Source organism: Luteimonas marina (assembly GCF_007859325.1).
GTDB classification, from domain to species: Bacteria; Pseudomonadota; Gammaproteobacteria; order Xanthomonadales; family Xanthomonadaceae; genus Luteimonas; species Luteimonas marina.
The window spans coordinates 897,787-910,082 of sequence record NZ_VOHK01000001.1 but is presented as its reverse complement, the minus strand read 5'-3'; the positions used below and the strand labels follow the sequence as shown (position 1 = coordinate 910,082).

The 12,296-nt window shown below is 69.7% G+C and carries 8 protein-coding genes and 1 pseudogene; 6 read left to right on the top strand and 3 right to left on the bottom strand.

What is annotated here, in order from left to right; all coding sequences use genetic code 11:
• Positions 1-392: 392 nt before the first annotated feature.
• The gene (gene hutG / locus FQY83_RS04170; RefSeq protein WP_146385257.1) at positions 393-1,169 is read left to right on the top strand and encodes an N-formylglutamate deformylase; all 777 of its coding nucleotides are present in this window, start codon (positions 393-395) and stop codon (positions 1,167-1,169) included.
• Between the two features lie 254 nt (positions 1,170-1,423).
• Here the strand turns inward: hutG and FQY83_RS04165 are convergent, their stop codons facing one another.
• The gene (locus tag FQY83_RS04165) at positions 1,424-3,148 is read right to left on the bottom strand and encodes an IlvD/Edd family dehydratase (protein ID WP_146385255.1); all 1,725 of its coding nucleotides are present in this window, start codon (positions 3,146-3,148) and stop codon (positions 1,424-1,426) included.
• Between the two features lie 170 nt (positions 3,149-3,318).
• The gene (locus FQY83_RS04160) at positions 3,319-4,233 is read right to left on the bottom strand and encodes a LysR family transcriptional regulator (protein WP_192906670.1); all 915 of its coding nucleotides are present in this window, start codon (positions 4,231-4,233) and stop codon (positions 3,319-3,321) included.
• Between the two features lie 390 nt (positions 4,234-4,623).
• Between FQY83_RS04160 and FQY83_RS04155 the strand changes: the two genes are divergently transcribed.
• Positions 4,624-7,305: a glycoside hydrolase family 3 C-terminal domain-containing protein gene (locus FQY83_RS04155; protein WP_146385251.1), complete on the top strand. Its 2,682-nt coding sequence runs from the start codon at positions 4,624-4,626 to the stop codon at positions 7,303-7,305.
• Between the two features lie 45 nt (positions 7,306-7,350).
• Positions 7,351-8,304 (top strand): alpha/beta hydrolase, encoded by a 954-nt coding sequence (locus FQY83_RS04150; RefSeq protein WP_146385249.1) that lies wholly within the window; start codon positions 7,351-7,353, stop codon positions 8,302-8,304.
• Positions 8,305-8,525: 221 nt separating this feature from the next.
• Here FQY83_RS04150 and FQY83_RS04145 read toward each other — a convergent pair whose 3' ends face one another.
• The gene (locus tag FQY83_RS04145; protein WP_146385246.1) at positions 8,526-10,082 is read right to left on the bottom strand and encodes an alpha-N-arabinofuranosidase; all 1,557 of its coding nucleotides are present in this window, start codon (positions 10,080-10,082) and stop codon (positions 8,526-8,528) included.
• 28 nt (positions 10,083-10,110) lie between these two features.
• On the opposite strand from FQY83_RS04145, the gene FQY83_RS04140 reads away from it, so the two are divergent.
• The 3 genes and pseudogenes from FQY83_RS04140 to FQY83_RS04130 all read left to right on the top strand — a co-directional run bounded on the left by FQY83_RS04140 (position 10,111) and on the right by FQY83_RS04130 (position 12,001).
• Entirely contained in the window at positions 10,111-10,347 is a 237-nt protein-coding gene (locus FQY83_RS04140) for a hypothetical protein (protein WP_158636428.1), read from the top strand.
• Positions 10,348-10,801: 454 nt separating this feature from the next.
• Positions 10,802-11,011: pseudogene (locus FQY83_RS17750) on the top strand (aldose epimerase family protein); the annotation flags it as partial.
• A 63-nt stretch (positions 11,012-11,074) separates the two neighbouring features.
• The gene (locus tag FQY83_RS04130) at positions 11,075-12,001 is read left to right on the top strand and encodes a Gfo/Idh/MocA family protein (RefSeq protein ID WP_146385242.1); all 927 of its coding nucleotides are present in this window, start codon (positions 11,075-11,077) and stop codon (positions 11,999-12,001) included.
• The last annotated feature ends 295 nt before the right edge of the window (positions 12,002-12,296 follow it).

Below are 12,296 nucleotides of genomic sequence, written 5' to 3'. Positions count from 1 at the left end.
TGCCGAACCGGGCACTGTGCCCCAGACCATGCACATGAACATCCAGCCATGACTTGCTGACATCGATACCGACACCGTAGGCCATCTCAACTCCGCTAAGCTGTAGGGGTCGAGAGTTCTCCCGGCGTGCCCAGCCTTATCGATACGAGCGCCAACTCGAGCAACTGTTCGGGCGTGTGCGGGGAGATTCCGGCGTGGCGACCTGGCTCGCTGGCGGTCGTTCAGACCCAGGGATTGACGGTCGACCACGCCGGCTCTCGACGCCTAATCTGGCAGATCGGAAAGAGATAAGGGATCTGGCGTCCGGAGACAAGATCCCTCGCTGCGCTCGGGATGACGGAGGAGACGCGGTCGTGCCAGCCCCGCGACACGCGCCGCCGTACAATCCGGCCATGGACACCTTCACCCTGCATCGCGGCAGCGCGCCGCTGCTGGTCAGCGTGCCGCACGACGGTACCCGCGTTCCCGACGACATCGCCGCGCGGCTCACGCCCGAAGCGCGACGCGTGCCCGACACCGACTGGCACATCGCGCGCCTGTACGCGTTCGCGAAGGAACTCGGCGCCTCGATGATCGTGCCGACCCATTCGCGCTACGTGGTCGACCTCAACCGCGGCGAGGACGACGTCTCGCTGTATCCGGGCCAGAACACCACCGGCCTGTGCCCGGTCGTGCGCTTCAGCGGCGATCCGGTCTATCTCGACGGCGAGCAACCCTCGGGGGACGAGGTGCGCGCCCGCGTCGACCGCTACTGGCGGCCCTACCATGCGGCGCTGCGCAGCGAGCTCGATCGCATCCACGCCGCGCACGGCCGCGCCGTGCTGTGGGAAGGCCATTCGATCCGGGGCGAACTGCCGTTCCTGTTCGAGGGCCGGCTGCCCGACCTCAACCTCGGCACCGCCAGCGGCAGCAGCGCCTCGCCGGCGCTGCAGCAGCGGCTGGAAGCGGTGCTCGCGGCGCAGTCGCGCTACGACTGGGCCCACAACGGCCGCTTCAAGGGCGGGCACATCACCCGCCACTACGGCGATCCGGCACGCGGCATCGACGCGGTGCAGCTGGAGATCAGCCAGCGGGTCTACATGGACGAGGAGACGTTCGCGTATGACGAGGCGCTTGCTGCCGGCGCGCAGCAGGTGATCCGGAAGCTGCTGGAGGCGACGCTCGCGTAGGCCGCCGCGTCCACACGCCCCACTACCGTCATCCCGGCGAAAGCTGGGATCCATTTTGCCGGTGGCTGGATACGGACAAGGCCAAATGGATCCCGGCTTTCGCCGGGATGACGGGGGAAACACTCGAAATTGTCATTTCGAGCGTAGCGGGAAATCTGCTCTTGATGCTCCGGGATTTCTCCCTTCGATCGAAATGACAGGGGTGTCGTGCGCTGCAGGTTCGCCGCGCACGGTCGACGGGCGCGTCCATCACCTCAGTGCGAATCACCCGCCACCTCGTCGCCGCTGCCGCCGACGAGGAAGTCGAGGTCGGCGCCGAGGTGCGCCTGCTGCACATGGTCGATGTAGAGCTTGCTCCAGCCGCGCGTCGGTGCTGGCGGCGGTGTCCACTCCGCGCGGCGGCGCGCGAGTTCGTCGTCGGAGACGTCGAGATGCAGGCGGCGGCCGGGCACGTCGAGTTCGATGAAGTCGCCCTCGCGCACCAGCGCCAGCGGGCCGCCGGTGGCGGCTTCGGGCGAGACGTGCAGCACCACGGTGCCGTAGGCGGTGCCGCTCATGCGCGCGTCGGAGATGCGCACCAGGTCGGTGACGCCCTGGCGCAGCAGCTTCGGTGGCAGCGGCATGTTGCCGACCTCGGCCATGCCGGGATAGCCGCGCGGGCCGCAGTGCTTCAGCACCAGGATGCTGTTCCCGTCGACGTCCAGCGCCTCGTCGTCGATGCGCGCCTTGAAGTCCTTGATGTCCTCGAACACCACCGCGCGGCCGCGGTGGCGCAGCAGCTGCGGCGACGCCGCCGAGGGTTTGATCACCGCGCCGTCGGGCGCGAGGTTGCCGCGCAGCACGGCGATGCCGGCCTCGGGCTTGAACGGTTCGGCCAGCGGGCGGATCACGTCGCGGTTCCAGCACGGTGCGTCGGCGATGTTCTCGCCGAGGCTGCGGCCGTTGACGGTTGGCGCATCGAGGTCGAGGTGCTGCGAAATCTCGCGCAGCACCGCAGGCAGGCCGCCGGCGTAGTAGAAATCCTCCATCAGGTACTGGCCCGAAGGCTTGAGGTTGACCAGGCAGGGCAGGCGCGATCCGATGGCGTCCCAGTCGTCGAGCGTGAGGTCGACGCCCAAGCGCCCGGCGATCGCCAGCAGGTGGATCACCGCGTTGGTCGAGCCGCCGATCGCGGCGTTGGCGCGGATCGCGTTGGCGAAGGCCTGGCGGGTCAGCACCTTCGACATGCGCAGGTCCTCGCGCACCATCTCGACGATGCGCCGGCCCGACAGGTGGGCGAGGCGGAAGCGGCGCGAATCCACCGCCGGGATCGCCGCGTTCTCCGGCAGCGACATCCCCAGCGCCTCAACCATGCTCGCCATCGTCGACGCCGTGCCCATGGTCATGCAGCTGCCCCTGGAGCGCTGCATGCAGGCCTCGGCCTCGATGAAATCCTCCTGCGACAGCGTGCCGGCGCGCACCATCTCCGACATCTCGATCACGCCGGTGCCCGAGCCGACCTGTTTGCCGCGCCAGTTGCCCGACAGCGACGGCCCGCCGGAGACGCCGATGGTCGGCAGGTTGACGCTGGCCGCGCCCATCAGCAGCGCCGGCGTGGTCTTGTCGCAGCCCATCAGCAGCACCACGCCGTCGATGGGGTTGGCGCGGATCGATTCCTCCACGTCCATGCTGGCGAGGTTGCGGAACAGCATCGCGGTCGGCCGCATCTGGGTCTCGCCCAGCGACATCACCGGAAACTCCAGCGGGAAGCCGCCGGCCTCGTACACGCCGCGCTTGACGTGTTCGGCCAGCTCGCGGAACGAGGAATTGCAGGGCGTCAGCTCCGACCAGGTGTTGCAGATGCCGATCACCGGGCGGCCGTCGAACAGGTCGTGCGGCAGGCCCAGGCCCTTGAGCCAGCTGCGGTAGTAGAACCCCTGCTTGCCGTCGCGGCCGAACCACTCCTGGCTGCGGCGGGCTGCCTTCTTCGGAGCGCTCATGCGGTCGGGGATCCTGCCCGTGGAATGGGGGTGGCCGGATGCCCGTCGCTCGTCCGAAATCGCGCCCGGCCTTCCTGCACGGCGATCCTACCGGGCATAGACATGCACGAAAAATAACAATAAAGCCGGTGTCGATATTCGAATCGTTATTGGTCGAGCGCGCGGCCCGGTCAGCCCTTGCGCGGCGATTTCGCGGCCGGTGCGTAGACCTGCTTCGCCGCGGCCTTGAGCGACTCCAGTACGGTGCGCGCGCCCGGCGAGAGCAGCCAGTCGTTGCGGGTGATGAAACCGAACGAGTCCATCCGGCACGACAGGTCCACCGGCACGATCCGCACCATGTCGTGCCGGGCGTAGTGGCGCGCCACGTCGACCGGGACCACGGCGAGGTGGTCGCTGTCGGCCAGCAGGCGCGGCAGCAGCACCAGCGCGGTGGTGCCGATCGCCTGGCGCGGCATGTCCAGCCCCGCGTTCTGGAACATCAGCTCGAAGCGGTGGCGCAGCACGCTGCCCTCGGGAGGCACCACCCAGGACGCGCCCGCCAGCTCCGCAAGGCCGGGTTTCTTCAGCGACAGCAGCGGGTGGCCGGGGCGCGCGATCGCGCACACTTCCTCTTCCGCCAGCGGTTCGTAGTGCAGGTTGCGCTTGTCGTGGCGGGCGAACAGGCGGCCGATCATCAGGTCGATCCGGTTCTGCGCCAGTTGTTCGAGCAGCACGTCGCTGCTTTCCACCAGCAGCGACACGCGCAGGTCGGGATGGGCCTGGTTGATCTGCGCCAGGGCCGGCGGCAGCAGGGTCATGGCCGGGCCGGCGATCGCACCGATGGCGACGTTGCCGGCGTGGCCGGCCTTGAGCGCCTCGATCTCCGCGCCGGCCTCGCCGAGGCTGGACAGGGCGATGCGCGCGTGGCGGATCATGCTCTCGCCGTACCAGGTCGCCCGCATCCCGCGCGGCAGGCGTTCGAACAGCGGCACGCCGATCAGGTCCTCGAGGTCCTTGAGCAGTTTCGACGCCGCCGGCTGGGACATCGCCAGCGACTCGGCCGCGCGGTGGATGTTGCCGTGTTCCTCGATCGCGATCAGCAGCATCAGCTGGCGGGTCTTGAGGCGGGCGCGGACGAACCAGGGCGGGTTGGGCACGGGCGTGATCCATACATCGTTGTGTATCGATTATCTCGACTTTGGCTGATGTTGCATATCCATTGGGCGGTCGGACGAGCGCTCCCCGCCGGATGGGTCCGCGCGTCGATCCAGACCGCGCCCCGCTGCAATGACGTGGATATGTGCCGACCTGCGGCGGCGGGACCCGCCGCACCTGGCGTTTCGTGGCGACCTCGGGCGCGGCGCGGTGATCATCAAAAGCACATGGATCGGGTCGAGATTGCGATTGGTGCCGGCTCCCGCGGCTGGCTAAGGTGGAATCCGACACGAGGGGCGGCATGGCTCGCCGACGCGGTCCCGATTCTCTGCCGGAACATCATGCACACACGCACCAAACCGACGCGCGCGACGCTGGCCGGCCTGCTGGCCATGATCATCATCACAGCGACCGGCCAGGCATTCGCCGCCGGTGCTCCCGCCGTTTCGGCCGAGGCATTGGCCGAACGCCTGGTTGCGCGGATGACCCCGCAGGAGAAGCTCGCGCAGTTGCTCAACACCGCGCCCGCCATTCCGCGCCTGGAGGTGCCGCGCTACAACTGGTGGACCGAATCGCTGCACGGCGCGATGGGTACGCTGCCCACCACCAATTTCCCCGAGCCGATCGGCCTGGCCGCCACCTTCGACGAGGCGCTCGTGCGGCGCGTGGCCGGCGCGATCGGTACCGAGGTGCGCGGCCTGCATGCGCTCGCGCGCGGGACCGGGCGCACCGGCCGCATCGGCACCGGGCTCAATACCTGGTCGCCGAACATCAACATCTTCCGCGACCCGCGCTGGGGCCGCGGCCAGGAAACCTACGGCGAGGATCCGTTCCTGGCCGCGCGCATGGGCGTGGCCTACGTGCGCGGCGTGCAGGGCGATCGTCCCGGCGAGTACGACGTGATCGCCACGCCCAAGCACTACGCGGTCCACAGCGGCCCGGAATCCACCCGCCACCACGCCAACGTCTACGTCTCGCGCCGCGACCTGGAAGACACCTACCTGCCCGCGTTCCGTGCCGCGGTCGTCGAGGGCGGGGCGGGCTCGATCATGTGCGCCTACAACCGCGTCGACGGCGTGCCTGCCTGCGCCAGCGGCCTGCTGCTCGACGACGTCCTGCGCGGCGACTGGGGTTTCCGGGGCTACGTGGTGTCCGACTGCGATGCGGTCACGGACATCCACAAGCACCACCACTTCGCGCCCGATGCCGCCGCCGCAGTCGCCGCCGCCCTGCGCGCGGGCGTGGACAGCGAATGCAACGGCGCCACCCTGACCGACACCGACGGCCTCACCGAGCCGTACCGCGACGCGCTGGCGCGCGGCCTGATCACCATGGCCGACGTCGACCGCGCCCTGGTCCGCCTGTTCGCCGCGCGCTACCGCAACGGCGACCTCCCGGGCCTGCGCGCGCTGTCCACCGACACCGTCTCGCCGGACGTCGTTGGCGCACCCGCTCACGGCGAGATAGCGCTGGAGGCGGCGGAGAAGAGCCTGGTGCTGCTCAAGAACGACGGCGTGCTGCCGCTGCGCGCCGACGCCCGGATCGGCGTGATCGGGCCGCTGGGCGACGCCACCCGCGTGCTGCGCGGCAACTATTCCTCGCCGCAGTCGGCGCCGCCCGTGTCGGTGCTCGAGGGCCTGCGCCGCGCCCTGCCGCAGGCGCAGGTGCGCCACGCCGCGTTCGGCGAGACCTATACCGACGGGGATCCGGTTCCTGCCAGCGCACTGCGCACGCCCGACGGCGCGCCCGGGCTGCTTGCACGCTACTACAACGCGTCCGGGGCGCCGCCCGCGCGCTTCGCACCGGGCGAACTGGATGCATGGATCGCGCGCACCGGCTTCGACAAGGCGCCGGTGGTCACCCGGATCGAGCCGGACGTGAACTCGCGCAGCCTTGACCTGGTGCAGGTGCGCGACGTGCACCGGGTGGAATGGACCGGCTTCCTGGTGCCGCCGGAAACGGGCCGCTACCGCCTCGGCATCGGCGGCTTCAACGGCGAGATGGCGTTCGACGGCCAGCCCTTCGTCGACCTGGCCGGCGCCTCGTGGAACAGCCTGCCGACGATGAAGACCGTGTGGCTGGAAGGCGGTCGCCGCTACCCGATCAGCGTGTGGACCGAGGCGCGCATCCTCACCGGCATCGGCCTGCTGTGGAAGCGCGTGTCCGACACGCCCGAGGCCGACATGCGCGCGGTCGCCGCCGACAGTGACGTGCTGGTGGCGGTGGTCGGCCTGACCTCCGACCTGGAGGCCGAGGAGGCACCGATCGAGGTGCCCGGCTTCCAGGGCGGAGACAAGACCTCGCTCGACCTGTTCGCCGACCAGCAGGCGCTGCTGGAGGCGGCCAAGGCCACCGGCAAACCGTTGGTGGTGGTGCTGATGAACGGCAGCCAGGTCAACCTGGCATGGGCCAAGCAGCACGCCGACGCGATCATCGAGGCCTGGTACCCGGGCCAGGCCGGCGGTCTGGCGGTGGGCAGGGTGATCGCCGGGCACGTCAATCCGGCCGGACGCCTGCCGCTGACGTTCTACGCCTCGGTCGACGACCTGCCGCCGTTCGGCGACTACGCCATGCGCGGGCGCACCTACCGCTATTTCGAAGGGACGCCGGTGTATCCGTTCGGCCACGGCCTGAGCTACACCCGTTTCGACTACGCGCCGCTGCAACTGCAGCCGGCGGCGGGCGGTGCGGCCGACGGTCTGCGGGTGACCACGCAGGTGCGCAACACCGGCGCTCGCGCCGGCGACGAGGTGGCGCAGCTGTACCTGACGTTCCCGCACGGCGACGGCCTGCCGCGGCTGGCGCTGCGCGGCTTCCAGCGCGTGCACCTGGCGCCGGGGGAAGCGCGCACGCTCAGCTTCGATCTCGATCCGCGCGATCTCAGCGCGGTCGATGCCGGGGGCACGCGCCTGGTGATGCCGGGCCGCTACCGGATCTCGGTCGGTTCCGGGCAGCCCGACACCGGGGTGGCGACACGCTCGGCCGCCTTCGCCATCGACCGCGCGCGCGCCGTGCCGCGTTGACGCGCCGCGACGCCGGTTCCCGTCCCACCAACACGGAGCATTGACATGACCCCGACACGTCCCCTCCCGCGCCGGCCGGTCGCCGGCCGCCGCTGGCGCTTCGCGCTCGTCGCGGCGCTGCTGTGGTCGGCCGGCGCCAGCGCGCAGGACGACACGATGGTGCCGATCCCGATGCCGGCCCAGCCCGACGCGATCGCGCTCGACACCGGTCCGTTGCCGGGCGCCACCGCGACCGAGGCCTGGCATCGCCAGTACGAGCGCGTGTTCGCACGCAACGTCACGCAGGCCACGCTCACGCCTTTCCTGCCCGAGGCGGGCAAGGCCACCGGTGCGGCGGTGATCGTGGCGCCGGGCGGCGGCTTCCGCTCGCTGTCGATGGAGAACGAGGGCTGGGACGTGGCGCGAGCGCTGGCCGAACGGGGCGTGGCCGCGTTCGTGCTCAAGTACCGCCTCAACCAGACGCCGGAGGACCTGGAGGGCTTCGCGCAATCGATCCGCGACATGCTCGCCGGACCGCGCCCGACGCGCCGCGCCGATGCGCCGGAGGCGATCGAGGCGCTGCGCCCGCAGATCGCCGATGCGCGCGCGGCGTTCGCGCTGGTGCGCTCCCGCGCCGAGGAGTGGGGGGTGGACCGCGACCGCATCGGCATGATCGGCTTCTCGGCTGGCGCGATGCTGACCATGGCCACGACGCTCGCGGGCGAGGACGCCAGGCCCGCGTTCATCGCCAACATCTACGGCCCGCTGTCGGCGATCCAGGTGCCGGCCGATGCGCCGCCGCTGTTCGTCGCCCTCGCCGCCGACGACGGCCTGTTCGCCGGCAGCGGCTTCGACCTGATCGAGAACTGGCGGGCTGCGGGCCGCCCGGTCGAGTTCCACTTCTACGAGCGCGGCGGCCACGGCTTCGGCATGTACCCCAAAGACACCACCAGCACCGGCTGGTTCGACGCCTACGTGCGGTGGCTGGCGATGCACGGTTACGTCACGCGCGCGCAGTGAAGTGAGGCGCGTCCCCGGTCGGCGTAGTCCCGCGCCGACCGGGGACCGCCAGCCCGCCGGTCATGCGGCGAGGGCGGGCGCGGGTCGCGGATGCTCGCGCGCGGCGCACCGTGGCGCGTCCGGTTGCGAAGTCCGTCGGTCCACGTGCCGCCCCAGACGCGGTGGCCGGGGCGCAGGCGCACGGTGGCGCGAGTCGCCTTGTCGTCCCTTGCCGGCGGGACTCACTGCAACTGCAGGATCACCACCGACTTCGCGGGTAGTTCCACCCTCAGTGTGCCGCCCGACAGCGTGGCGCCGTCGAACGTCGCCGGTTTCACCTGCTCCGGCTGCTCGAACGTATTGTGCGCGGTGATCGCGCCTGCGGTCAGCACGCGCCCGGACACCGCCGTCGCCTGCAGGCCGCTCGTGCTCGCCGACACGCTCGCGGCCCGGTTCGGGTCGAGGTTGGTCAGCGCGACGTAGACGTGGCCGTCCTTGCCGCGCACCGCCGAGCCATGCACGGCCGGCACGGTGGTGTCGCCGAGGCGGTAGTCGGGCGTCTCCAGCTTGAACGGCAGGTGGGTCGCGTCCTGCCAGGGCTTGTACATCTCGAACGCGTGGTAGGTCGGCGTGAGCAGCATCTGCGCGTCCTTCGTGAGGATCATCGCCTGCAGCACGTTCACCATCTGCGCGATGTTGGCCATCTTCACCCGGCCCGCGTAGCGGCTCATGATGTCGAAGTGCAGCGAGGCCACCAGGGCGTCGCGCAGCGTGTTCTGCTGGTGCAGGAAGCCCGGGTTCACGCCCTCCAGGCCCTCGTACCACGTGCCCCACTCGTCGAGGTACAGCGCGACCTTCCCCTCGGGATCGTGCCTGTCCATGATCTCGATGTGCCTGCGCAGCAGCTCGTCCACCTTCAGCGCGCTGGCGAGCGTCTCGATCCAGGCGGCTTCGTCGAACTCGAAGGAGGAAGCGCGCGGCGGCCAGCCGCCGGGCACGGTGTAGTAGTGCACCGACAGCGCATCCATGTGCTTGCCGGCGATGCGCATCATCGCCTCGGTCCAGTTGTAGTCGTCGCTGTTGGCGCCGGCGGCGACTTTGGTCACGTGCTGGCCGGCCGGGACCTTGACGAAGGTCTGGTACTGGCGGTGCAGGTTGGCCGCCTGTTCGGCGGCGAGGTTGCCGCCGCAGCCCCACATCTCGTTGCCGATGCCGAAGAAGGGCAGTTTCCAGGGCTTGTCGCGGCCGTTGGCGCGGCGCTCCTCGGCCAGCGAGGAGGCGCCTTCGTAGGTCATGTACTCGACCCATTCGGCCATCTCGCGCGGCGAACCGCTGCCGACGTTGCCCGAGACGTAGGCGTCGGTGCCCAGCAGTTCGGTGAAGTCCATGAACTCGTGGGTGCCGAAGCTGTTGGGTTCGGTGACGCCGCCCCAGTGGGTGTTGATCTTGACCCGACGCTTGTCGCGCGGGCCAATGCCGTCGCGCCAGTAGTACTCGTCGGCGAAGCAGCCGCCGGGCCAGCGCACGACCGGCACGTCGATCTTCTTCAGGGCCTCGACCACGTCGTTGCGATAGCCGCGGGTGTTGGGGATCTTCGAATCCTCGCCCACCCAGATGCCGCCGTAGATGCCGTAGCCCAGGTGTTCGGCGAACTGGCCGAAGATGTAGCGGCTCACGGTGTCGCCGGGCTGGTCGGCGCGCAGCGTCGCGGTGGCGGAGGTCTTGTCCTGGGCGCCGGCCATGCCGGCGGCGAGCAGGGCGGAAGTCAGTGCCAGCGTGCGCAGGGTCTTCTTCAGCATTGGTCTTGCCTCGAATGTTGCGGATCGGATGTCGTGGAAGCGGACGGTCCGCCCGGATGCGCGCGCCGCGCCCGATCCGGCTGCCGTCGAAGTCGAACGGGCGGTGGCATGGATGTCGATGGGCGTCGTCACCTTCACCCCCCTCCCGGTTTGCGACCTGGACGCGATCGATCTCGAGTTGTGGATCGCCATCGACCGGCTCGGCGACCGGTGCATCGGCATGTGTCCGGTGCTGTGGTCCGTGCGCGACGCAGGTCGAGAATAAAGGCGAGGCTGATAACCTTCTAATGAATTTAACGAACTGATCAATACATGGATTGATATTGGTCCGGCGTGGCTCGCATGCACTCGGGTAGCCATTCCATTCCCGTCGTTTCCCATGCCAATCGCGGGATGGCTGCGCGTATGCCCGCGCGCCTATGCTGCCGCGCGGCGGATGGGTCGCCGGCAATCGCGGGAAACACTGCGTGGAGAAGACTCGACGGTTCGGCAGGCGTGACGACGGCCGCGACGTGCTCGTGCTGCGCCATCGCTTCCCCGACGGCGAGATAAGGTTATCCGGGCAACCTGGAAGTCGTGGCGACCTATCGCGTCGCAGGACTTCAACCTCGTCGGCAATGCGACGGTGCCGGGTCGGCGCAACTGCTGCAGGTCCCGGCGGCGGGCTACCTGCCGGTGTCGGAGGAACTGGTTCCATTGGGACACGTGGCCGAGGTCGCGGGCAGGGACTGGATCGCCAGCATCCGGGGCTGGGGCGCGGCCTGTGCCTGGAGCCGCAGGATTTCCCCGACGCGCCGAACCGGCCGGCGTTCCCGGATGCGATCCTGCGCCCGGGCACGGCGTACCGGCGTGACATTCTTTACCGATTCGCCTGCCCGGGGCGCGATCGCGCCTGGGGCGACGTGGCCGCGGCGCTGGAACGCGCCTGACGCCGGACACCCCTCTGCAGGCGGCATGCGCCGACCCTGCGCCATCTCGTGGAGACTGCATCCGTGCCAACCATCAATCTTGCGATCGTCGGCGTCGGCAAGATCGTGCGCGACCAGCACCTGCCCGCCGTGGCCGGCAACGCCGACTACCGGCTGGTCGCGGCGGCCAGCCGCAACGGACGGGTCGAGGGCATCGACAACTTCGGCTCGATCGAACAGATGCTGTCGGCGGTGCCGTCGATCCAGGCCGTCTCGCTGTGCATGCCGCCGCAGTACCGGCACGCGGCGGCGGTGCAGGCGCTGGAGGCCGGCAAGCACGTGTTCCTGGAAAAGCCGCCGGGAGCGACGCTCTCGGAAGTGGAGGACCTGGCCGCACTGGCCGCTGACAGGCACGTGTCGCTGTTTGCCAGCTGGCATTCGCGCTATGCGCCGGCGGTGGAGGCGGCGCGGGAGTTCCTCTCCGGCACCCGCATCCGCGCCATGCGGGTGGCGTGGAAGGAGGACGTGCGCCAATGGCATCCGAACCAGGCGTGGATCTGGCAGCCCGGCGGCCTGGGCGTATTCGACCCGGGCATCAATGCGCTGTCGATCGTCACCCGGATCCTGCCGCGCCCGGTGTTCGCCACCGCCGCGACGCTGGAATTCCCGGAAAACCGCGACGCCCCGATCGCCGCATCGATCACGTTCACCGATGCGGCCGGGCTGGACCTGTCGGCCGAGTTCGACTGGCGCCAGACCGGCCGGCAGAGCTGGGACATCGTTGCGCAGACGGAAGCCGGCGAGATGGTGCTGTCCGAGGGCGGCGCGAAGCTGTCGGTCGATGGCCGCCTGCTGCACGCGGAGCCGGAGCAGGAATATCCGATGCTCTACGGGCGCTTCGCCGAGATCATCCGCGCCGGCCATTCGGACGTGGACCTGGCGCCGCTGCGGCATGTGGCCGATGCGTTCATGCTGGGCAGGCGCAAGGTGGTGGAGGCGTTCCACGACTGAGGGGGCGTCGGGGCGTAGCCCCGACCTGCGGACTGCACATACCGTCACCCGTTCCCGCCGTCATCCCGGCGAAAGCCGGAAGCGCTTTACAACAGCGCGGAGCGCTGGCCATCCATCTTGATCTTTGCTTTCCGCCGGGTGTTCCGGAGTGGCGACAACCGTACGTCCGACGGTAGATCTCTCCCTGCGGTCGAGATGACATCAGATAGTCGTAGGTCGGCCCTACGTGGCCGACGCTCGGGCCTGCCTGCGGTCGAGACGACATCCGGTGGGTTAGTGGTATACGTGAATGCGT